Raw genomic sequence first — 21,009 nt, forward strand, 5'->3', positions numbered from 1 at the left:
CCCTCCGCATTCACAGTTCAAAACTATTCCTCGGCGCCCTAAAAAGCAAGCTGCCCCGCCTCCAAGAGAATTGGAGCAGTTCTTGCAGATTGGAAGCCTGTCTCTGGCGGGGAAGACTATGGAAATCAGAATTTAACATGCCTCCGGCGAAGTTTCCCTAGCTTCGAAACGTATAGTTGCTGATCGATGCGGGTTTCATCTCGATGGAGAAGCCCGGCAGGGTGGGCGGCATGTAGGCGGCGTTCTCGATCAGGCAGGGGTCGAGGAAGTGTTCGTGCAGATGATCGACATATTCGATGACGCGGCCTTGCTTGGTCCCCGACACCGCGACGTAATCGATCATCGACAGATGCTGCACATATTCACAGAGGCCGACACCGCCGGCATGCGGCCAGACCGGCAGGCCGAACTTGGCGGCGATCAGCAGTACGGAGAGGACCTCGTTCAGCCCGCCCATGCGGCAGGAATCGATCTGCACGATGTCGATTGCGCCCTCGGCGATGAACTGCTTGAACATGATGCGGTTCTGGCACATCTCGCCGGTCGCGACCTTCACCGGAGCGATCGTCTCGCGGATCTTGCGGTGGCCGGCGACATCATCGGGGCTTGTGGGTTCCTCGATGAAGAAGGGCTTGGCGAAGGAGAGCGCCTTCACCCAGTCGATCGCCTGGCCGACGTCCCATACCTGGTTGGCGTCGATCATCAGGTAACGATCGGGACCGATCACCTCGCGGGCGATCCTCAGACGGCGGATATCGTCTTCGAGATCGCGGCCGACCTTCATCTTGATATGATTGAAGCCGGCGTCGATTGCCTCCTGGCAGAGGCGGCGCAGCTTTTCGTCGCCGTAGCCTAGCCAGCCGGCCGAGGTCGTGTAGCAGGCGTAGCCCTCCTTTTCGAGGATGGCGATGCGTTCCGCCTTGCCCGCCTCGGCGCGCTTCAGGATCTCGACCGCCTCGTCGCGCGTCAGCACGTCGGTGAGATAGCGGTAATCGACGATATCGGCGATCTCTTCCGGCGACATCTCGGCGACGAGCCGCCAGACGGGCTTGCCGGCCTGCTTGGCGAGCAGATCCCAGACGGCATTGACGACCGCGCCGGTCGCCAGGTGAATGGCGCCCTTTTCAGGGCCGATCCAGCGCAGTTGGCTATCGCTCGTCAGATGCCGCCAGAAGGTGCCGGGATGGGCGAGAACCTCGGCAAGGTCGGCGCCGACGATGAGGTGGCGCATGGCCTCGATCGCCATGCAGCAAATGTCGTTGCCGCGGCCGATGGTGAAGGTCAGGCCGTGGCCGGCAAGATCCGGCGCATCCGTATCGAGAATGACGTAAGCCGCCGAATAATCCGGATCGGGATTCATCGCATCGGATCCATCCAGGCTTTGCGAGGTGGGAAAGCGGAGATCGAAGACACGAAGGTCGGTGATGCGGGTCATGATTGTTCCTCCCGATGATATGGGCCGATTATATGCCGATTATATAGAGCCGATTGCAGTGGGCGGCCGCATCAGCTGAAATCAGATCGTCCAGCCGCCGTCGATGGCGATCGCCTGGCCCGACGTGTAGGTCGCGCCGGCGAGATAGACGGCGAGATCGGCGATCTCCTCCGGCGAGCCGAGCCGGCCCATCGGCTGGCGGGCGATGAAGGCGGCGCGCGCCGCATCGTAATCGCCCTGCGCCCGCATGCGGTCCTGCAGCGACGGGCTTTCCACCGTGCCTGGGCAGATGGCGTTGCAGCGGATGCCTTGGCCGACATAATCGGCGGCGACGGCTTTGGTGAGTCCGATCACCGCCGCCTTGGTGACGCCGTAGGCGAAGCGGTTCGGCACGCCCTTGATACTGGAGGCGACGGAGGCCATGTTGATGATCGCTCCGTCCTTGCGTTCGATCATGCCCGGCAGCACGGCCCGGATGGTGCGGATCATCGCCTTGACGTTGAGGTCGAAGGCGAATTCGAGATCGGAATCCTTCATCTCGAGGATCGAGCCGGCATGGACGAAGCCGGCGCAGTTGAACAGTACGTCAACGGCTCCGATCTCGGCGACGAGGGCCTTGACCGCATCCTCTTCGAGTACGTTCAGCTTATGGGTGGAAACCCCGGTTTCGGCGGCAAGCGTCGCCAGCGCCTCGGTGTTGATATCGGTTGCGTGAACCTTGGCACCGATCGCGGCAAAGGCCGCCGCCGTCGCCCGGCCGATGCCCTGACCGGAGGCAGTGATGAGAACGGTCTTGCCGGAAAGTCTATTTGTCATGTCACGGGCCTTTTCTGGAATTGTCTACGCTCGACGATGGAGTGCGGCTGATGTCTTGGCGAAGCTCGGTCGTGATGGAGCATTCCGGCCTGCTTCCGCAGGTGCACGGCTCTCTGCGTTAAATGGAGGAGTTGGCGCCGTTGCACAGGCAGATCAGCGGGAGATTCAGCCGATTGGCTGCTTTTTCGGCGATCTCCGCCGGCGGCAGGGCCGATGACCATTCCCATGCGCTGCACGGTTTTCCTCCCTGTCCCCGGCTTGCTTATGATCCTGCCGCTCGGGGCGCCTTCGATACCTCAGCCGCTCGCTTTCGATCGACCTTTTTCAGTGATGAGTTGTCTGTTTATAGACAAACAGACGATTGGCCAAGGGTCAAGTGCGAAGTTTTCCTTTTCCGGCTGCGGTTCTGCGTATATGCAGAAATATATTCACAGGAGGAAGGAATGGTGACCGACGAGTCCGACCGCTACCGCGCTCCTGCCCTCGACAAGGGCCTCGATATCCTGGAATTGCTCGCCGGCGTCGACAGCGGCCTCACCCAGGCCGAAATCGCCAAACGGCTCGACCGCAGCCCCAACGAATTTTACCGCATGCTCGATCGCTTGGTGCGCCGCGGTTACGTCACCCGGCTGGACGGCGACCGCTACTCGCTGACGCTGAAGCTCTTCGGCCTTGCCCAACTGCACGCGCCGGTGCGCCGCCTCGCCTCCTACGCCACGCCGTTGATGCGCGATCTCGCCCAGCGCACGCGCCAGGCCAACCATCTTGCCGTCTTCGATCGCGGTGCTGCCGTCGTCATCGCCCAGCAGGAGGCGCCGGACTATTGGGGATTCTCGATCCGCGTCGGTGCCCATATCAGCCTCTTCGACACCGGTTCGGGGCATGTGCTGCTTGCCTTCCGCAGCGAGGAAGAGCGGGAGATGATGATTTCGGAACATGTGCGCAGCCGCGCGGAGATCGAACTCGGGCCCGAATTCTATGATCGTCTCCACCAGATCCGCGAGCGCGGCTATGAGATGATGGCGAGCGCCCAGACATCAGGCGTCTACAATCTCTCCGCTCCCGTTCTCGGACCGGACCGCCGCTGCATCGCCGCCCTCACCTGCCCCTTTATCGCGCTCGTCAATGCGCCGTCCGCTCCCGACATTACGCAGGCGATCACACTGGTGCAGAAGACCGCAGCCGAGCTTTCGCTGCTTGCGGGCGCCGATGTCGTCAACCCCGCCTGAGGCCCGGGAATTTCTATTTGAACAATCCATTCACCGGGGATAGGTTGCCGCAAAACCCACTCTGGGGAGGAGAAGAGCGTGTTCATCGACACCCATCTGCACATCATCGACCGGTCGGCCCTGCCCTATCCCTGGCTCTCCGGCGCGCCTGATCTCGATCATGATTTCCTTTACGAAAGCTATGCGACTGAAGCCCGGCGCTGCGGCATCACCACGGCGCTGCACATGGAGGTCGACGTCGATCCCGCCGCCATGCAGGCCGAGACCGACCACGTCGCCGGCATCTCTAAGAAGGAAGGCAGTCTGATTGCCGGCGCCATTGTCTCCTGCCGACCGGAAGAGGAAGGCTTTGCCGCCTATCTTGAGCGGCAAAAGGCCGATCCCTTCGTCAAGGGGTTCCGCCGCGTGCTGCATGTCGTGCCCGATGATGTCTCCGAAGGCGCCCTGTTCCGTGAAAACATCAGGCGCATCAGCGGCAGCGGCCTGACCTTCGACCTTTGCACGTTGCCGCATCAGGCGGGCCGTGTGACCGCCCTCGTCGACCTTGCGCCCGACGTGCAGTTCGTGCTCGACCATTGCGGCGTACCGGATATCCGCTCGGACGCCTTCCAGCCATGGAAGGCGGGCATACCAGAGATTGCCCGGCGGCCGAACGTCGTCTGCAAGGTCTCCGGCGTCGTCGCCTATGCCGATGCGAAGACATGGACGGCAGAAACGCTGCGGCCCTATATCGAACATGTGATCGCCAGCTTCGGCTGGGACCGCGTCGTCTGGGGCAGCGATTGGCCGGTCTGCACGCTCGGTGGCGGCCTCTCTACCTGGGTCGCGGCGACCCATGCGATGCTTTCCGGCGTGAGCGAGGCGGAGCGTTCCAAGTTGCTTTTCGCCAACGCACAACGCCTCTGGTCGCTCTGACGTCGCAAAATGAAGCAACCGATCTCGTCGACGTGCCATTTCGGCATGTTTTTTGTACCATTCACGGACAAAAAAGGTGCGATATTCTGCCTTAACGCTATCTGCATGCAAGCAATTGCTAGCCTTATTTATCTCGGCTAAAAGTTGTTGACACGGATATGGCGAATACCCCCTTGTCCGCTGCCTTCAGAAGGGAAAATGAGATGAAAGAAGCACCGCATTCCGTCGATGTTCACGTCGGAAAGACGATCCGTATCCAGCGTCTGTTGAGGAAAGTTTCTCAGACGGAACTGGGCGATCGCGTCGGCGTAACGTTCCAGCAGATCCAGAAATACGAAAAGGGTTCCAACCGCGTTTCCGCCAGCATGCTGGTCGAAATCGCCGGCGCGCTGAAGGTCGACGTCAGGACATTTTTCGACGACATGTCGACCCCTGATACGGCCAACGACAACCCCGCTCCGAGCGAGGAATTCGTTATTTCGCGCGAAGGCGTGCTTCTCAATGCGGCGTTCTTTTCGATCAAGAACGAAGCGCTTCGCAAGAAGATCCTGAAGCTCGTCCAGGCGATTGCCCACACAGAACAGTTGGACTCTGAAGCGGCTGAATAGGGTCCTTCACGCGATCCCAACGGACCGCATGAGGCAGGCATGAGGATCAATAACAATCGATCGCGCTCAATGGCGATCGATCAGGATTAGATTCTCGCTGGCATCCTTCATTGCGATCTTGGCTTTGCTGCCGAGCAGTTTCTCGAGATTGACGTCAAGCTCCCTGTCGGGATCTATGCCGTCCCAATCGATGACGACTTGCAGCAGCGCCATGTTCGTCAGGTGCATCAGATTGCGCAACCGAAGCTTTTCAGCCTCCTCCTTGGCTGCCGACAGCAGCCGGAAGATCCTTGCGTATTCGCTGCCGGTACCCTCGTTGTGTTGATCAAACATCGTTCCCGCCTCTTTGGTCGTAGAACCCTACGATTCCATCAGTGCTGCATCTTTCCGCCGCGACCGTTATTCAAGCGTTACAGGAACCGCATTGCGCGTGACTTCGGCGTGCAAGAGCTCCCAATGTGAGGTCGCGGCAAAGCGCCAGTCGCGGTTGACGGGGAGGAATTTATCCCGGCGCAGCCAGTCCAATACCAGTCGCGCGTCGTTGCGCTTGCGCTCGACGCGGCCGCCGCGGATGGCGGCGAGGATATGGTCGCGGCGCGGTTTGCGGAAATGGCACTCGTCGGCCACCTTCGCATAGGTGCGCTCGGAGAAATGCAGAAACCGGCCGGCCAGCAGCAGCTTCTTGCGCTCGCCGGGCGTAATCTCGCCACTGGCGTAAAGCGCATCGATCGTCGGCTCGAAATCGACCCAGGGAACGGAAAGCGGCAGCCAGCCGAGCTCCTGCGGTGCATGCACCAGTGCGACGGCCTCATCGTCGAGCAGCCGTCCGGACTCGTAATCTTCGAAGATCGAGCCGAGCCCGATCATACCGAAGGGGGCACATTCGGCTGCCCTGAGCGCTCCCATGCTGGCCCCGCCGGCAACGGCGACATCATGTTCGAGTGCGTACAATATTTCCTTGTGCCAGACCGAAGGCAGATCGCCGAAATAGCCGTCGACGAGGCCGATCGCGGTGGCGCCGTCCCGAACGGCCTTCAGGATGTCGCCGGCGGCGGCCGGCGGCCGGAAATCGATGGAAGGAGACATGGCTCTTGCCGCGGCAAGATCGCTGCCAAGACTCGGGCCGACGAACAGCACCTTCATGATTCGGCTCCTCTTATGGTGTTGACCGCGCGCATGCCGAGTTGGATGTATTGGCCCGAGATGTCGACCTCCAGTCCCGGCACGATCACTCTGACGACCGAGATCGGCAGGGCTCGATGCGGAAACGGCACGACGACGATCTGCTCGATGCCGGTCGCCGTCAGCCGGTCGGCAATATGGCCGATGGATTCCTGGATCGTCGCCGGGCGGCGATGGCGGGCCTGGAACGAGCGCATCCGGCCGTCGCCCTCGCAGAGTTCGACCACCTGCTGCATCGCCGCACTCCGGTCTAGACGCTGATAGATGCGCGGCGAGAAATCGTCGCGGCTGCCGGCAATCGCGGTCAGCCGGCTCTGCGCCGCTTCGGTGATGGCGCGCAGCGCGGCGCGCACGGGGTCGGGATGGCAGCCGCAGCCACCGCAGACATGCGACCAGCGCGCGTCGACACGGTCGGAAAGATTGCCTGGCATGATGACGGCCAGAAAGGCGGGAACGCCGATATCCGTCGTCATGTCGAGCAGCAGCAGTTTCATGCCGGCGCGGGTGATCCGGTCGGTCATGACGTCGATGACCGCATCGCCGAAAGAGGCGGGGTCGATGCGGCTCTCCTTCAGCCGCTCAGGCGATTTCAGCTGGGTCAAGGCCCAGGCGTCACGCTCCACCAGCTCACAAAGCCCATGCAGGACCGCTTCGGACGGCGTGTTGCCGGAGGCGAGCCCATCGCTCGACTGCTCGAAGCCCGCCGGCCTCTCGCCGCGATGGTCGAGTCCGACGAGCCACCAGGGCACGAAGACGCTGCTGCCGGAAAGGATGTCGAGCCCCGTGCACCAGGGAATAGGACTGCTGCCGATCTCATCGGGCGCGCAGCGTGCGACATTTTCGAGATCGATCATCGCCGCATGCTCCGCCCGCATGCTGTCGATCGTCGCCTGCGTCAGGTCGGCGGGGGCAATTTCGGCGATCCGCGTCTCGACCGCTTCCATCGCCGCCGAGGTCATGGCGGCATCATTGTCGATGCCCTTGCCCTGAAACACCGAGAGCGTATGGCTGTTCGGCCTCGTCGCGAAGGCGACGGGGATGTTCAGGACGTCGAGTGCTGTCAGCAGACCGACGCGCGTGATGCCGAATTCGCGCAGATGCGGCCTGATGGCCGCGAGGGTCTGAGCCGGCGTGACGGCGCGGTCATGATAATCGCTGACACCGGCCGATGATCGTTTAAGGTCACCGGCAAGCGTTTCAAGGTCGGTGAAAGCGGACATACCGATCTGTTCCTTAGCGGAACCTCAGCGCATGCGTCAGGCTCTCGAGCGCATTGGCGGAAACGTTGAGTTCGTCCTGCTTCAGGGCCGCTCTGGCGGCAGCAGAAAAGCGCAGCGACTGTGTCTGAGCTGCAGTGGTTTCAGCATTCGTCTTCATGTTCCATCTCCGATTGGTTGGGCAGCGCCTTGCTGCCGTTAACCATCGGAAAGAAACATTGCCTCCGTCATTTAAGCGTTACAGGCTTCGTTAAAAGGCCGTGCAATCAGGGAAGACCAGCAAGTTGCAGGCCCTGTATCAGCGGTTCCGTATAGGCGGGATCGCGATCGGGGACGAAATGGCGGATGTCCTCGCTGCGAAAATCGGGGAAGTTTTCCAGCACCATCCTGGCGTAATTCCTGGCCTTGCCCGTATCGCCTGCCATGGCATGCGAGGCGGCGAGCAGACGGGCCGTTGCCTGCTTGGTCTTCACCGGTTCCAGCGCCTCGATCGCCATTTCATATTCTTCGCGCATGAAGTGGATGCCGCCGAGGTTCCAGTAATAATAGTCCGGCGGCAGCGGATTGAGTTTAAAGGCCGCGCGGCTGAGCTCCAGTGCTCGATCGAAATCGCCATCATGGGAAAGCGCGTCGGCGAAATCGGCGAGGATGTCGGCATCGTTGGGATTGAGATCCTGAGCCTGCTGGAAATATTCCAGGCTTTCGTCGAAGCGGCGGCGATAAAGCGCCACGAAGCCGAGCTCGCGGTAGGCCCGGCCGCTGTTTGGGTCGGACTGCTGGGCCTGCCGGGCAGCACCGTTCGCCTCGTCGAGCAGTTCCTTGTCCCGCATGCCGCGGATCAGCCATTCCATGCCGAGCGCGCGCGACATGCCGGCATGGGCGGCGGAGAAATGTTCGTAGCGATTGAGCGAGGATTTGAACCATTTGCGCGCCTGGCGCAGATGCTGCAGATCGGTCTGGGCAATCAGCCGTTTGCCTTCCAGGTAGAGACGGTAGGCGGAAGGCGGCGCCTCGCCGATCGGCATCGCCAGCTCGTGACGTTCGATCGTGTCGGCGAGCGAGGAGACGATCCGCCGCGTCAGATGCGCGAAGGATTCGCTGATCTTCTGCATGACCAGCGGCAGTTCGATGGCCCAGATCACTTCCGAGGTCGTCGTCCGCGTCAGCCGACAGGTCGCAAAGACATCCTCGTCGCGGCCCTGGATGGTGACGTAGACCGCATAGTCGAAGCTGAGGTCGAGCGGACCGGGCACGGCACGCGACGGATCGATCGAACGGCTGAGGATCTCCAGGCTGGTATGCGCCGCGATCACCTTGAAGCCGCGCTGCTGGCTAAGGCCGATGGTGACGTCTTCGAGAAGGGCCCTGCCGACGCGCTCCATCAGCGGATCGGTGAAGATACTTTCCGGCGGCAGAATGATGATACGCGGCTGGCCGACCGGATTGACGGAAAGATTAAGCGCCGACTGTGGATGTCCCGACGTCGCCTGTGCCGCCGGCGCCAGGCTAAGTTCGCGGGCAAGAGCGGTGGTGCTTTCTTCCGGCTCGGTGTCGAAGTCGTCCTTCAACTGGCTCTTGCACTTCAGATAGGCCTGACGGGCCGCTGCCGGATCGTTCATCCTGACATAGGTGCGCATCAAGGCGCGATAGGCCGTCTCGCTGGCAGGATCGAGTTCCAGCAGGCGCCTGGCAAGCGTGATCTGCTCTTCGTCCGATCTGTCTTCGGCGGTTTCGACCAACCGGGTCAGATGGGCGGAGCGCAGTTCGTCGACGCGCTGGCGCTCAAAGGTCAGCCAGTCCTCGGCGCCCTGCGTCGGCGATTTGACGCCTTCGAGCAATTCGCCGTTCAGCAGGCCGCCCTCTTCGAGTGCGAGCGGCCCTTTCTGTTTGAGGATATGAACGTCGACCTCCCAGCCATCGGCAAGGCCGATATGGGTTCGGGTCGCGGCAAGCAGCTGTGGAAGGCCGACGGGAACGCTCTGCTCGATTCGTGCCAGTAGCTGGCGCAGGCTACCGGCGCGTTTTTCCGGCAGCTCCGATTGCCAGAGCTGCCGCCTGACGGTTTCGCGATCGAGTTCGAAATTGGGTTCGGCGGCGAGCATGGCGAGGAGAAAATAAGACTTCTCCGGCAAGGGGAGTTCCTTCCCCGCCGCCAGCAATCGCGGTCTTCCGAGCAGGCACAGCCTGTTCGTCAGCATCTGCCGGATGTCCGTCGCATCTCGATTCTCACCCCTGAAAGCCAAGGCGCACAAGCACACCGGCCAGTCCAAACCATGTTAGAGCCATAAGAGGCCGGCGCATAGCGGTTTTGCTTTAAAAAGAAGAAGTTTCATCGAATATTTGCATATTCTCGCGCCACACGGAGAGGAGATGCTTTGCCAACACTTGCTTGGGGCGCGGTTTTCGTTCGGCGGAAGGCTATTTACGCCGTGAATAGGCCTGAGGGATCACAGAACCTGTGCAGTCCGTTTCGGGCTATTCTCCGTTGCGGCCGCGGCCTCGACGAAATCGAGCCCGATATCCAGCACCGGCGCACTGTGTGTCAGCCAGCCGACCGAAATGAGGTCGACACCGGAAGCCGCGATTGCGGCGGCCGTTGTCGGCGTGACGCGGCCGGACGCTTCGGTGATGGCTCGGCCGGCGACGATCGCGACGGCTTCGCGCAGCTGATCCGGTGTCATATTGTCGAGCAGAACGGCGTCGACGCCGGTCTCCATCGCTTCGCGCAGCTGATCGAGCGTGTCCACCTCGACCTCGATCTTCACCATATGGCCGACGCCGGCCCGCGCCCGGCGGATCGCTTCAGCGACGCCGCCGGCGATGGCGACGTGATTATCCTTGATCAGCACCGCGTCATAAAGCGCGAAACGGTGGTTCATGCCGCCGCCGGCCCGCACGGCATATTTTTCCAGTGCCCGCAGCCCCGGTGTCGTCTTGCGCGTACAGGCGACGGAGGCTCTCGTGCCGCGGATGGCGGCGGCAATCTCAGCCGTCACGGTCGCAATGCCGGAGAGATGGCCGAGGAAATTCAGCGCGGTGCGCTCGCCGCTCAGCAGCCCACGCGAGGGACCTTCGATGGTGGCGATCACGTCGCCGGGCTTGACCGCATCGCCATCCTGAAGATGACGGCGCATGGCGATCTCCGGGTCGACGAGAGCGAAAGCGAGTTCGGCGGCATCGAGACCGGCGATCACGCCCGGCTGACGGGCCGCCATCACCACGGTCGAGCGATGATCCCTAGGGATGACCGATGCCGAGGTAATATCGCCGGCAAGACCCAGATCTTCGAGAAGGGCCGCCCGTACCAGCGGCTCGACGATCAGGCGCGGAAGGGGAACAAGGTTCATCTCAAGCACTCCTTGCAAGAGTATAGAGCGGGGCAAGGGCATAGGGTGGCGTCGCGCGGGCGATCTCCAGAACGTCGGAAAGGCACATACGGCGCCGGTTGGCATTGGCGAACTTCAGCGGAAAGTCGGTGCGGGCATGGGCGCCGCGCGATTCCATCCGCAGGCTGGCAAAGACGGCAATCAGCAGCGCGACGGTGGCCGGATCGGCGGCAGGGCCATTGTCCTCGGCAAGCGGCAGCAGGGCTGCGATCGCGCCATGAATGGCGCCGGCGTTGCGCAGCACGCCGAGATGACGCGAGACGATCGGCCGGACGAGCGATGCGTCGGCAGCCACCGGCAGTCTCTCGGCGAAGATGGGGCCGGTGGCACCTGCGGGCATGCCTGAAATGTCGCGTGCCGCCCGCATGCCCATGACGGCCGCTTCCAGCAGCGAATTGCTGGCAAGCCGGTTTGCGCCGTGCAGGCCGGTCGAGGCCGCCTCTCCCGCAACCCAGAGGCCGGCAACCGAGCTGCGGCCATTTGCATCCGTGGCCACACCGCCCATGTGATAGTGAACGGCCGGGCGCACCGGAATGACGTCTTTTGCCGGATCGATGCCGCCCTCGCCGCAAAGGCTCGAGATAACAGGAAAGCGTGCGGCAAAGCGGCTGCCGAGAGCCGCGCGGGCGTCTAGGAAGACCCTGCCGCCGCGGGCGATTTCGGCGCTGATCGCCCGCGCCACCACGTCCCGCGGCGCAAGCTCGGCACCGGATATGCGGGCCATGAACCGTTCGCCGCGCTCGTTGACGAGCAAGGCCCCCTCCCCGCGCACCGCTTCGCTGATCAGCGCCAGCGGCCGGCGGCGTGAATCGAGCGCGGTCGGATGGAACTGGACGAATTCCATATCGGCGAGCGCGGCACCGGCCCTTGCCGCGAGCGCGATCCCCTGGCCGAAATTGCCCATCGGATTGGTGGTCGCATCGTAAAGCCCGCCAATGCCGCCGGTGGCAAGCACAACCTTCGATGTCGGCAGCATGACGGCGCCATTCGCGGTCGCGCAGAGCAGGCCGGCGACCTGCTCGCCGTCCATCAGAATCCGCCGCGCCTCGAAACCTTCGAGCACTGTTATAGCTGGCGTTTTCATCACCGCCTCGATCAGCGCGGCGATGATCGCAGCACCCGAACCGTCGCCTTCGGCATGGACGATACGGCGGCGATTATGGGCCGCCTCCAGCCCGAGCGAAAATTCACCGGCGGCATTCCGGTCGAAACGCACGCCAGCTTGCTCCAGCGCGGCGATCGCCGCCGGGGCCTCGGTGATGATACCGGCGGCGATCGTGGGATCGCAGAGCCCGTCACCGGCCGCAAGCGTATCGGCAAGATGCAGCGCTGCGCTGTCGTCGGCGCCCATGCTGGCGGCGATGCCGCCCTGCGCCCAGGCGCTCGATGTCTCCGCGCCAAGGGCCGCGCGGGTGACGATGACGGAGGGTTCATGCGCCAGTGTCAGCGCGGTCATCAACCCCGCAAGCCCGCTGCCGACGATCACCGTGCGTCCTGATAGCTGCTCAAGAATCTCGGTCATATCGCCAGCATCCTCTCGACGGCGCGGCGAGCGGCCACCGCAATTGCCGGATCGACGGTGACCTCGTGGCGGTTTTCCTCGAGTGCGGCGCGGATATTGGCGAGCGTGATCCGCTTCATATGCGGGCAGAGATTGCAGGGGCGAATGAACTCGACATCGGGATGGTGCACGGCGACATTGTCGCTCATCGAGCATTCGGTGAGCAGCACGACGCGCGCCGGCTTCTGCCTGCCGACATAATCCGACATGACAGCGGTGGAGCCGGCGAAATCGGCTTCGGCCACCACCTCGGGCGGGCATTCGGGATGGGCGAGCACGGTTACGCCTGGATGGTTTTCGCGCAGCTGGCGCACGTCCTCGGCGGTGAAGAGTTCATGCACTTCGCAATGGCCATGCCAGGCGATGATCTCGACGTCAGTCTCGCGGGCGACGTTGCGGGCCAGATATTCATCCGGGATCATCAACACCTTCGGCACACCGAGCGATTCTACTACCTGCTTGGCATTGCCCGAGGTGCAGCAGATGTCGGAGGCAGCCTTCACTGCGGCCGAGGTATTGACATAGGTGACGATGGGCACGCCTGGATGGGCCTGGCGCAGCAGCGCGATATCCTCGGGCGTGATCGAATCCGCCAGCGAACAGCCGGCGCCGAGATCCGGGATCAACACGGTTTTCCCGGGGTTCAGCAGCTTGGCGGTCTCGGCCATGAAATGCACGCCGGCAAGCACGATGATATCGGCATCAACCTCGACCGCCTTGCGGGCAAGTGCCAGGCTGTCGCCGACAATATCGGCCACGCCGTGGAAGATCTCCGGTGTCTGATAGTTGTGCGCGAGAATGACGGCGTTGCGGCGGCGCTTGAGCTCGAGGATCGCGTCGACGTCATTTTCGAAGGTCATCCATTCGGCTTTGGGAATGACACGGCTGACGCGCTCGTAGAGCGAGGATGCGGAAACAGGATAATTCATGACCGGCTCCTAATTATGCTCTCGTTGAGCATATCATAGGCAAAGAGATATTCTCACAGTGAGCATATGTCAATTGCGGGAGAGCGGTAATTTCGTTCCTGCCAGCGCCCGTTCCTCGAGCACAGTGTGGCGAAAGCGGAAAAGCTTGGCCGGCCTGCCGCCGGTTTCGCTTTCGGTGCCGCCGGTTTCCTCGACCAGTTCCTGCTGTTCGATGAGGCGGCGGAAGTTCTGCTTGTGCATCGTCAGCCCCGCCAAGGCTTCGATGGTGCGCTGCAGCCTCAGCAGGGTGAAGCTCTCCGGCATCAGCTCGAAGACGACGGGGCGGTATTTGATCTTGGCGCGCAGCCGGGCGATTCCGGTTGCGAGAATACGGCGATGATCGGCAAACATTGCCCGGCCGAGATTGGCCTCCGCCCCGCATCCGGCTTCCGAGACGAGCCCCGCCTCGTAAAGCAGTTCGTAACGCTGCAGGGCCAGATCCTCGTTCCAGCCGCCGCCGTCGAGGCCGAAGGTGAAATCCGCGCGGCGGTGGCGATGGTCGCGCCTTGCCGGATCGGCATCGGCCCAGCTCCCCAGACGCGCCATGATCTCGTCAAGTACGGCCGGCCGTCCCTGCCGATGGTCTTCCCAGGGGAAATATTCGTACCAGCCGTGCCATCCCGGCCGGCCGGCACCTGACTGCTCGTTGACGAGGCCGAGATAGCTGATCGAGATCGTCCGCCCGCCTGGGATGTCGTTGTTCCGGTCGCGATCGGCGAAGGTATAGAGCTGTTCCAGATAACCGACGGGATGTTCCGTCTGCTCCTGCACCCATTCGCGCAGACCCGATTGCAGGGTGCGATGCCCCATCTCGAAAGGGCCAGACGGCAGCGCGTTGCCGGAGCGGATGGTCATCACGCGCGGTTCATCCCCCGTCACCGCGACGAGCACAGCAATCAATTCCGCATGCGCAAAGCCGATCGTCACAGGGGACCGAATACTCCGTTCCGAATGAATCGAACGGACAATTCCTGACACAGGCCGGGACGGAAGCCAATGGTGGCCTCCCCCTTCTCCCCAGCGGGGAGAAGGTGCCGGTAGCTGATGAGGGGGCTAAACGGCACGGCGTTGGTTGCCCTTCGCTGACGCTCAGTGCCCCGCTCCTATCGTCGCTCGCCCCCTCATCTGCCCTGAAGGGCATCTTCTCCCCGCTGGGGAGAAGGGGGAAGCGTCGAGCAAGCCGCCCTCAGCTATTGCCCGTCTCGCTTTTCAGCCGCTGCAGGAAGATTTCCAGTTCCGCGTCGTCGATACCGACGAGATGACGCTTTTCCGGATAGGCGCCGGTCCTGATGTCCTCGGCAAATTCCGTGAAGGCGGCGATACGTTCGCGCTGCAGCCGATCGTGTTCGGCGGCAAAGTCGCGATAGATCTTGGCGTGGCGCGGAGTGTGGCCGCGATTGGCGCCGAGCACGTCGTCGGCGAAAAGATATTGGGCGTCGCAGCCGCTGCCTGCGCCCATGGAGATCATCAGCATCGAGGTGTTGCTGCTGATGGCGGCAGCGATATCCCCCGGGACGACTTCGATTTCGGCGGCGAAGGCGCCGGCCTCTTCCAGGGCCTTGGTCTGCCGCCAGATTTCGGCCGCACTCGCCGCCGTCTTGCCGACGGCACGGAAGCCGCCGGTCCAGGTCGCCTTCGAAGGGATCAATCCGAGATGGCCGCAGACCGGGATTCCTTCATCGCGCATGCGCCGGATCGTCTGCAGGCTTGCGGCACAATAGACCGCATCACCTCCTGCCTTCAGCGCCGCGAAGGCCGCACGCAGATAGTCCTCGGCCGAGACATGATCACCATATTCGAGCCCCGGAATGGCAAAGAGCGTGGGGGCGATTTCGCGAAAGACTGGCCCGAGCAGCGAGGGCGGTACCGAGACGATGTCGATCCCCGCTTTTTCGGCGGCGTCCGCCTCCTCCAGCGAGGTGACGCGCAGCATGGTGAGCTGGCGCTTGCCTTTTTCCGCAAGCAGATCGGCGACGGTTGCGCGTCTATGTTTCTTCATCATCAATTCCTTTGAAAATATCGGAGAGCTCAGGCTGCGAGCAGGGATTTCAGCTTGATGTCGCTGGCTGCGAGTGCTGCCGGGTTTGGATGGGCACCCGCTGCGATCAGCATTTCGGCGAGCCTGATGTCGCGTGCCACGGCATTGCCCGGTCCGATGCCGCTTGCGGCAATCAAGCGTCCGTCGGCGTCGAGATGGAAAAGAATGAAGGCGCCTGCGCCGAGATCGCGGCGCTGATGCATGGCTGCCCCTTCGGCAAGGCCTGATATCTGCAGCGTCATGTCGTATTGATCCGACCAGAACCACGGCACTGATGAAACGGCTTCGTTCCGGCCGAGCATGTTGGCCGCGGCCAATGTGCCCTGCTCCTGGGCATTGCGCCAGGATTCCAGCCGCACCCGCCGGCCGCCATAGATCGGCAGCGGAAAGGAGCAGCAGTCGCCGGCCGCAAAGACATCAGCTGCGGAGGTCTGGAGATAAGTGTCGACGGCAATGCCATTGTCGATTGCGAGGCCCGCTCTTTCGGCGATCTCGATATTCGGCCGTGCGCCGATGCCGACGAGCACGAGATCGGCCTCGATCACCTCGCCGGTCGACAATCGGATCAGGGCTTTGCCGTTTTCCTCAGTCAGCGCCTCGATGGAGACGCCGCAGCGGATATCCACGCCCTCGGCACGATGGCGTTCGGTGAGCAGATGAGCGATCTCCTCCGGCACGCCACGCTTCAGCACGCGTTCCAGCCCCTCGATGACGGTGATCTCGGCGCCAAGCAGCCGCGCCGTTGCCGCAAGTTCCAATCCGATGAACCCGCCACCGATGATGGCGATATGCCTGCCCGGCTTCATTGCTTCGCGCAGCGCCGCAGCATCGTGATGCGTCCTCAGCGAGCGAATATGCCGGCTGCCATGCGGCGCCCCGGGGAACGAACGCGCGGCGGCACCCGTCGCAAGCAGAAGCTTGTCGTAGGAGAGCGCCGTCCCGTCCGAAAGCGTGACGGTCCTGGATGCGGGATCGAAATCCCTGGCCTCCACGCCGGTGAGCAGCCGGATGCCGTTTTCGATATATTTTTCCGCCGCGACGATGAATTTCGGATCGCTCGCATCGGCGGAGCCGGCCTTCGAAAGCGGCGGCCGCTCGTAAGGATGAAGGGGCTCGGCACCAACCAGCGTTATCTCGCCGGCAAAGCCCTTTTCCCGCAAGGCGAAGGCGGTGCGCGCACCGCATTCGCCCGCGCCCAGGATGACAAAATGAGCCATGCCGGCCTCCCTCAGAGCGAGATGAAGACGGCGCCGTCTTCGATCTTGACCGGATAGGTCTTGAGATTGACGCAGACCGGCGCACCCTTGGCTTCGCCCGTCTTGTAGTTGAAGCGGCCGTTATGTTTTGGACATTCGATGATCTCATCCATGACAAGTCCGTCGGCGAGATGGATATGTTCATGCGTGCAGAGCCCGTCGGTGGCGAAGAATTCGTCGTCCGGGCTGCGATAGACCGCGAAGGTGCGCCCGTCGTGATCGAAGCGGATGACATCCTCTTCGTCGATCTCGTCCTTGTCGCAGACCTGGATCCAATTTCCGCTCATCTTGTCCTCCCTTGATTGTCTTTATTGCGCGGCCGGGGCCAGCTCGTTGTGGAATTCCTCGCGATAGGGCCGCGCGGTGGCCGGCAGGTCGCGCTTCAGGAAATAATCCTCGTTGCGCAGCTGGCGCAGGAAGGCCGGGATCATCTCGCGATAGCCGGACCAGATCGATGGGTTCGGCGCCGGCAGGTCGTGCTTGATCATCGCGTGCAGCTTCGGCAGCGCGTGGTAAGGCACCATCGGGAACATGTGATGTTCGACGTGGTAGTTCATGTTCCAGTAGATGAAGCGGCTGATGGGGTTCATATAGACCGTGCGGCTGTTCAGCCGATGGTCGGTCACATTGTCGGCAAGGCCGCCATGCTGCAGCAGTCCGGTCAACACATGGTGCCAGGCGCCGTAGAGGCGCGGCAGGCCGATCAGCACCAGCGGCAGGATCGAGCCAATGGCGATTGCGGTAGCGATCGTGGCGAGATAGATCGCCAGCCAGATGCGGGCAATGCGGATGGCCTTTGGCTGCTCCATCTCCGGGATGAAGGTCTTTTCCGCCGCGCTGACGCCGCCGAAGGCATTGCGCAGCATGTCGACGACCGCATGCCAGGCATCGAGGATGCCGAAGAAATTAAGCACCACCCGGATGAGATCCGGCGGCCGCATCACCGCGATCTCGGGATCGCGGCCGACGATCACCGTATCGGTATGATGGCGCGCATGGCTCCAGCGCCAGGTCACCGGGTTGCGCATGATCATGAAGCAGGCGATCTGATAGACGACATCGTTCATCCAGCGCGTCTTGAAGGCGGTGCCGTGACCGCATTCGTGCCAGCGGCTGTCGGTGGCCGAGCCGTAAAGCACGCCATAGGCGAGGAAGAAGGGCACGGCCACCCACGAGCCCCAGAAATAGATGCCGAGCCCGGCAAAGATTGCCATGGCGCCGAGCCAGATGATCGTGTCGCGGATCGCCGGCGCATCGGAGCGCTGCATCAGCGCCTTCATCTCCTTGCGCGGAATGTCGGTGTGATACCACTCGGCTGCCGCCAGTCCCGTCTCGACGGCGGTGCGGCCGCTTTCGCCGAGAAGGTCGTAGTCACGTTTCTTCGTCTGGGTCGCCATTATCCGCCTCCCGTTGCCCTTGCCCTTGCCCAGGAGAATAGGTTGACTTTGGAAAGCGCTCAATGCAGGCTTGATATAATCTATCAAAAGCCATCAAGAATGGCTTGCATTCATGATTGAATCCATCAGGAACGCCGATGCGCCGTCCCACCATATCCGATCTCGCCCGCGCCTCCGGCGTTAGTGTCGCCACCGTCGACCGCGTTCTCAACGCGCGCCACCGGGTGCGTGAGGAAACAGCGCGACGGGTCTATGATGCGGCGCAGTCGATCGGCTATCACGCCGTCGGCCTCATCAAACAGCGCGTCTTCGAAGATCTGCCGCAATACAGGCTCGCATTCCTGCTGCAGAAGCCGATGCAGCCCTTCTATCAGAGCTTCGTGCGTGAGATCGAAACCGCAGCGCGCGCGTTGACGTCTGCGCGCATCCAGACGCAAATCGACTTTCCGTCGGCCGCGACTCCGGCAGCGATCGTCGAAAAGATCAAGGCGCTCGGCGCTCGCAACCAGGCCGTTGCTCTCGTTGGCCCGGATTATCCGGCGGTGACGACGGCGGTCGAGGAGTTGAAGGAGCGCGGCATTCCGGTGTTCTCGCTGCTCTCCGACCTCGCAACGGGCGTGCGCGACGCCTATGTCGGCGTCAACAACCGCAAGGTCGGACGCACCGCCGCCTGGACGATTGCGCGAACGGCGCACAAGCCCGGCAAGGTCGCCTGTTTCGTCGGCAGTCACCGCTTTCATGGCCATGAGCTGCGGGAAATCGGCTTCCGCTCCTATTTTCGCGAGAATGCGCCTGATTTCGATGTCGTCGACACGCTGATCAATCTCGAGACCGCCGAGATCACCCACGAAGCGACGTTGACGCTGCTGCAAAAACATCCCGATCTCGTCGGCCTCTATGTCTGCGGCGGCGGCATGGAGGGAGCAATTTCGGCATTCCGCGAAGAAGGTGTCGGCGGCAAGATCGTCCTGGTGGTCAACGAGCTGACGCCCGACAGCAAAGCCGGCCTTGCCGACGATATCGTCGCTATGGCGATCGGCACCCCCCTGCCCGCTCTCTGTAAGGAGTTGATGGTCTTGATGACGGCCGCCATCGAAAACGGTGAAACAGCTGTTCCCGGGCAGCTCTTCCTGCCTTTCGATATCCATATTTCGGAGAACATCTAAGCAATGATGGAATTCCATCATTTCGTTCGAAATTCTCTCAGCAATGAAAGCGGGCGCCGGCGATGGCGGATGGATTGCGACGCGAATTCCGATAGAGATCTGCGGACCCATTCACGAGGACCGCTCCGCCCTGACGCGGAGATGAGGAGGAAATAGCAGTCATGACTTCGATCCGTTTTGCGCTCAACCATATGGCCGCACCGTCGCTTGCCATCGACGATTTTTTCGCACTGGCCAGATCGCTCGGCATCGATGCCGTCGAGATCCGCAACGACCTTTCCGGCAATGCCATCCTCGACGGCACCAAGCCCGAGGTGATCAGGCAAGCGGCCGCCCACCATGGCTTGACGATCATTTCGATCAATGCCCTGCAGCGCTTCAATGAATGGAACGCGACAAGAGCCGCCGAAGCGCAGGAACTGATCGATTATGCCGGCGCGTCCGGCGCCAAGGCGCTCGTCCTCGTTCCGAAGAACGACGGCACCGGCTGCGCCGATGGCGAACGGCAGGCCAACCTGCGTCAGTCTCTGGCCGCGCTGAAGCCGATGCTCAAGGAAGCCGGCATTATCGGTCTCGTCGAGCCGCTCGGTTTCGAGATCTGCTCACTGCGCTCGAAGACCGAGGCGGCCGAGGCAATCAGGGAGCTCGGTGCGGAATCGAGCTTCAGGCTTGTCCACGACACCTTCCACCACCACCTTGCCGGCGAAGCGGCGACCTTCCCTGAGCTGGCCGGCCTCGTTCACATTTCCGGGGTCAGCGATCCCTCCGTTTCCGTTGCCGATATGCGCGATTCCCATCGCGTTCTCGTGGACGGCGACGACCGGCTCGATAATGCCGGGCAGATCAGGGCGCTGCTGCAGGCGGGCTATAAGGGTCCGTTCTCCTTTGAACCCTTTGCCGCGGAAGTTCATGCGGTCAAGGACCCGGCCGGTGCGCTTCGTACCAGCATGGATTACCTCAGCGCGCGGGTTTGAGACCTGAGCGAAATGTCGCCTGACATCGCCATCGACGTCGGGACTGGGCGGGGGACGATTGTCAAGATTGGCTGCGCTGACGCAGCCAATCGCCTGACGTTATTCCCTGCCTCTGAACCGGCGCTGATAGGCCGGATCATAGAGCGAGCTTTCGCGGAAATCTTCCACTGCCAGTGATGGGCCGACGAAGATGATCGCCGTGCGTTCGATCGGTTCGGCGGCAACCTTTGCCTCGATATCGGCAAGCGTGCCGCGCAGGACGCGCTCGTCCGGCCAGGAGGCCTTGACGACGATCGCGACAGAGCAGTCGACGCCGTAAAGCGGCGTCAACTCTTCGACCACTTGCTTCAGCGCGTGGATAGCCAGATGAATCGCCAGCGTGGCGCCAGTCGCGCCGAACTTCGCCAGTGTCTCGTCGTTCGGCATCGGCGACGCGCGGCCGGAAACGCGGGTCAGCACCAGGCTTTGGGCCACTGCGGGGATCGTCAGTTCGCGGCCGAGCGCCGAGGCTGCGGCGGCAAAGGCCGGGACGCCAGGCGTCATCGTATAGTCGATGCCATGCTTTTGCAGCCGGCGCACCTGCTCGGCGACCGCACTCCAGACCGAGAGATCGCCGGAATGCAGCCGGGCGACATCCTGGCCGGCCGCGGCAGCGCGAAGATATTCCGCCTCGATCTCATCGAGCGACATCGGCGCCGTATCGACGATGCGTGCGTCCGGCGGGCAATATTGCAGCAGTTCGGGCGAGACGATCGAGCCGGCATAAAGGCAGACCGGGCATCGGGCGATGAGATCGCGGCCACGCACCGTGATCAGATCTGCAGCACCTGGTCCCCCGCCGATGAAATGCACCGTCATCTC

Annotated in this window: 21 protein-coding genes; 5 read left to right on the top strand and 16 right to left on the bottom strand. The window is 62.5% G+C overall.

Going from position 1 to position 21,009, the window contains the following annotated elements:
* Window positions 1-157 precede the first annotated feature (157 nt).
* Entirely contained in the window at window positions 158-1,435 is a 1,278-nt protein-coding gene (locus ACS4RR_RS32735) for an L-fuconate dehydratase (protein WP_456190649.1), read from the bottom strand.
* Between the two features lie 81 nt (window positions 1,436-1,516).
* Window positions 1,517-2,251, bottom strand: a complete 735-nt coding sequence (locus ACS4RR_RS32740) for an SDR family oxidoreductase (protein ID WP_170261517.1) — start codon at window positions 2,249-2,251, stop codon at window positions 1,517-1,519.
* 443 nt (window positions 2,252-2,694) lie between these two features.
* Here ACS4RR_RS32740 and ACS4RR_RS32745 point away from each other — a divergent pair, with 443 nt between their 5' ends.
* From ACS4RR_RS32745 to ACS4RR_RS32755, 3 genes are all read left to right on the top strand, one after another.
* Window positions 2,695-3,480: an IclR family transcriptional regulator gene (locus tag ACS4RR_RS32745; protein ID WP_456190650.1), complete on the top strand. Its 786-nt coding sequence runs from the start codon at window positions 2,695-2,697 to the stop codon at window positions 3,478-3,480.
* Between the two features lie 78 nt (window positions 3,481-3,558).
* Window positions 3,559-4,395 (top strand): amidohydrolase family protein, encoded by an 837-nt coding sequence (locus ACS4RR_RS32750; protein WP_456190651.1) that lies wholly within the window; start codon window positions 3,559-3,561, stop codon window positions 4,393-4,395.
* 203 nt (window positions 4,396-4,598) lie between these two features.
* The gene (locus ACS4RR_RS32755; protein WP_018071616.1) at window positions 4,599-5,003 is read left to right on the top strand and encodes a helix-turn-helix domain-containing protein; all 405 of its coding nucleotides are present in this window, start codon (window positions 4,599-4,601) and stop codon (window positions 5,001-5,003) included.
* 66 nt (window positions 5,004-5,069) lie between these two features.
* On the opposite strand, the gene ACS4RR_RS32760 is transcribed toward ACS4RR_RS32755, so the two are convergent.
* From ACS4RR_RS32760 to ACS4RR_RS32820, 13 genes are all read right to left on the bottom strand, one after another.
* Window positions 5,070-5,336, bottom strand: coding sequence for a hypothetical protein (locus ACS4RR_RS32760; protein WP_017968524.1), 267 nt, complete (start codon window positions 5,334-5,336; stop codon window positions 5,070-5,072).
* A gap of 66 nt (window positions 5,337-5,402) precedes the next feature.
* A complete protein-coding gene (locus ACS4RR_RS32765; protein WP_456190652.1) occupies window positions 5,403-6,146 on the bottom strand; it encodes a TfuA-like protein in 744 nt (247 codons plus the stop codon).
* The gene (locus tag ACS4RR_RS32770) at window positions 6,143-7,405 is read right to left on the bottom strand and encodes a YcaO-like family protein (RefSeq protein ID WP_260060331.1); all 1,263 of its coding nucleotides are present in this window, start codon (window positions 7,403-7,405) and stop codon (window positions 6,143-6,145) included. The genes ACS4RR_RS32765 and ACS4RR_RS32770 overlap by 4 nt, the downstream gene beginning before the upstream one ends.
* Window positions 7,406-7,418: 13 nt before the next feature.
* Window positions 7,419-7,562, bottom strand: a complete 144-nt coding sequence (locus ACS4RR_RS32775) for a hypothetical protein (protein WP_003553391.1) — start codon at window positions 7,560-7,562, stop codon at window positions 7,419-7,421.
* A 106-nt stretch (window positions 7,563-7,668) separates the two neighbouring features.
* A complete protein-coding gene (locus ACS4RR_RS32780; RefSeq protein ID WP_407750913.1) occupies window positions 7,669-9,660 on the bottom strand; it encodes an AfsR/SARP family transcriptional regulator in 1,992 nt (663 codons plus the stop codon).
* A gap of 189 nt (window positions 9,661-9,849) precedes the next feature.
* Window positions 9,850-10,749 carry a carboxylating nicotinate-nucleotide diphosphorylase gene (gene nadC / locus ACS4RR_RS32785; protein WP_456190653.1) on the bottom strand — a complete coding sequence of 300 codons (900 nt, stop codon included), beginning with the start codon at window positions 10,747-10,749 and terminating at the stop codon, window positions 9,850-9,852.
* 1 nt (window position 10,750) lies between these two features.
* Window positions 10,751-12,310, bottom strand: coding sequence for an L-aspartate oxidase (locus ACS4RR_RS32790; protein ID WP_456190654.1), 1,560 nt, complete (start codon window positions 12,308-12,310; stop codon window positions 10,751-10,753).
* Window positions 12,307-13,278 carry a quinolinate synthase NadA gene (nadA, locus tag ACS4RR_RS32795; RefSeq protein ID WP_170279434.1) on the bottom strand — a complete coding sequence of 324 codons (972 nt, stop codon included), beginning with the start codon at window positions 13,276-13,278 and terminating at the stop codon, window positions 12,307-12,309. The genes ACS4RR_RS32790 and nadA overlap by 4 nt, the downstream gene beginning before the upstream one ends.
* 69 nt (window positions 13,279-13,347) lie before the next feature.
* Window positions 13,348-14,244 carry an NUDIX hydrolase gene (locus tag ACS4RR_RS32800; RefSeq protein WP_026154604.1) on the bottom strand — a complete coding sequence of 299 codons (897 nt, stop codon included), beginning with the start codon at window positions 14,242-14,244 and terminating at the stop codon, window positions 13,348-13,350.
* A gap of 259 nt (window positions 14,245-14,503) precedes the next feature.
* On the bottom strand, window positions 14,504-15,319 hold the full coding sequence (locus ACS4RR_RS32805) for a 3-methyl-2-oxobutanoate hydroxymethyltransferase (protein ID WP_260111901.1): 816 nt from the start codon (window positions 15,317-15,319) through the stop codon (window positions 14,504-14,506).
* 26 nt (window positions 15,320-15,345) lie between these two features.
* On the bottom strand, window positions 15,346-16,572 hold the full coding sequence (locus ACS4RR_RS32810) for an NAD(P)/FAD-dependent oxidoreductase (protein ID WP_456190655.1): 1,227 nt from the start codon (window positions 16,570-16,572) through the stop codon (window positions 15,346-15,348).
* Window positions 16,573-16,583: 11 nt separating this feature from the next.
* Entirely contained in the window at window positions 16,584-16,898 is a 315-nt protein-coding gene (locus tag ACS4RR_RS32815; protein ID WP_003548266.1) for a MocE family 2Fe-2S type ferredoxin, read from the bottom strand.
* Window positions 16,899-16,919: 21 nt separating this feature from the next.
* Window positions 16,920-18,008, bottom strand: coding sequence for a fatty acid desaturase family protein (locus tag ACS4RR_RS32820; RefSeq protein WP_456190656.1), 1,089 nt, complete (start codon window positions 18,006-18,008; stop codon window positions 16,920-16,922).
* Window positions 18,009-18,145: 137 nt separating this feature from the next.
* Here ACS4RR_RS32820 and ACS4RR_RS32825 point away from each other — a divergent pair, with 137 nt between their 5' ends.
* Both ACS4RR_RS32825 and ACS4RR_RS32830 read left to right on the top strand, forming a co-directional pair.
* Window positions 18,146-19,174: a LacI family DNA-binding transcriptional regulator gene (locus tag ACS4RR_RS32825; protein ID WP_456190657.1), complete on the top strand. Its 1,029-nt coding sequence runs from the start codon at window positions 18,146-18,148 to the stop codon at window positions 19,172-19,174.
* 161 nt (window positions 19,175-19,335) lie between these two features.
* Window positions 19,336-20,148, top strand: a complete 813-nt coding sequence (locus ACS4RR_RS32830) for a TIM barrel protein (RefSeq protein ID WP_260111905.1) — start codon at window positions 19,336-19,338, stop codon at window positions 20,146-20,148.
* Between the two features lie 99 nt (window positions 20,149-20,247).
* Here the strand turns inward: ACS4RR_RS32830 and cobM are convergent, their stop codons facing one another.
* On the bottom strand, window positions 20,248-21,006 hold the full coding sequence (cobM, locus tag ACS4RR_RS32835) for a precorrin-4 C(11)-methyltransferase (RefSeq protein ID WP_456190658.1): 759 nt from the start codon (window positions 21,004-21,006) through the stop codon (window positions 20,248-20,250).
* Window positions 21,007-21,009 lie beyond the last annotated feature (3 nt).

It is taken from the genome of Rhizobium zaerense, from assembly GCF_051810725.1.
In the GTDB taxonomy this organism is placed as follows: domain Bacteria; phylum Pseudomonadota; class Alphaproteobacteria; order Rhizobiales; family Rhizobiaceae; genus Rhizobium; species Rhizobium leguminosarum_I.

Coding starts and splice junctions, on each gene's coding strand:
- ACS4RR_RS32735 (WP_456190649.1), bottom strand. CDS start 1,435: ATGACCCGCATCACCGACCTTCGTGTCTTCGATCTCCGCTTTCCCACC.
- ACS4RR_RS32740 (WP_170261517.1), bottom strand. CDS start 2,251: ATGACAAATAGACTTTCCGGCAAGACCGTTCTCATCACTGCCTCCGGT.
- ACS4RR_RS32745 (WP_456190650.1), top strand. CDS start 2,695: ATGGTGACCGACGAGTCCGACCGCTACCGCGCTCCTGCCCTCGACAAG.
- ACS4RR_RS32755 (WP_018071616.1), top strand. CDS start 4,599: ATGAAAGAAGCACCGCATTCCGTCGATGTTCACGTCGGAAAGACGATC.
- ACS4RR_RS32760 (WP_017968524.1), bottom strand. CDS start 5,336: ATGTTTGATCAACACAACGAGGGTACCGGCAGCGAATACGCAAGGATC.
- ACS4RR_RS32765 (WP_456190652.1), bottom strand. CDS start 6,146: ATGAAGGTGCTGTTCGTCGGCCCGAGTCTTGGCAGCGATCTTGCCGCG.
- ACS4RR_RS32770 (WP_260060331.1), bottom strand. CDS start 7,405: ATGTCCGCTTTCACCGACCTTGAAACGCTTGCCGGTGACCTTAAACGA.
- ACS4RR_RS32775 (WP_003553391.1), bottom strand. CDS start 7,562: ATGAAGACGAATGCTGAAACCACTGCAGCTCAGACACAGTCGCTGCGC.
- nadC (WP_456190653.1), bottom strand. CDS start 10,749: ATGAACCTTGTTCCCCTTCCGCGCCTGATCGTCGAGCCGCTGGTACGG.
- ACS4RR_RS32790 (WP_456190654.1), bottom strand. CDS start 12,310: ATGACCGAGATTCTTGAGCAGCTATCAGGACGCACGGTGATCGTCGGC.
- nadA (WP_170279434.1), bottom strand. CDS start 13,278: ATGAATTATCCTGTTTCCGCATCCTCGCTCTACGAGCGCGTCAGCCGT.
- ACS4RR_RS32805 (WP_260111901.1), bottom strand. CDS start 15,319: ATGATGAAGAAACATAGACGCGCAACCGTCGCCGATCTGCTTGCGGAA.
- ACS4RR_RS32810 (WP_456190655.1), bottom strand. CDS start 16,572: ATGGCTCATTTTGTCATCCTGGGCGCGGGCGAATGCGGTGCGCGCACC.
- ACS4RR_RS32815 (WP_003548266.1), bottom strand. CDS start 16,898: ATGAGCGGAAATTGGATCCAGGTCTGCGACAAGGACGAGATCGACGAA.
- ACS4RR_RS32820 (WP_456190656.1), bottom strand. CDS start 18,008: ATGGCGACCCAGACGAAGAAACGTGACTACGACCTTCTCGGCGAAAGC.
- ACS4RR_RS32825 (WP_456190657.1), top strand. CDS start 18,146: ATGCGCCGTCCCACCATATCCGATCTCGCCCGCGCCTCCGGCGTTAGT.
- ACS4RR_RS32830 (WP_260111905.1), top strand. CDS start 19,336: ATGACTTCGATCCGTTTTGCGCTCAACCATATGGCCGCACCGTCGCTT.
- cobM (WP_456190658.1), bottom strand. CDS start 21,006: ATGACGGTGCATTTCATCGGCGGGGGACCAGGTGCTGCAGATCTGATC.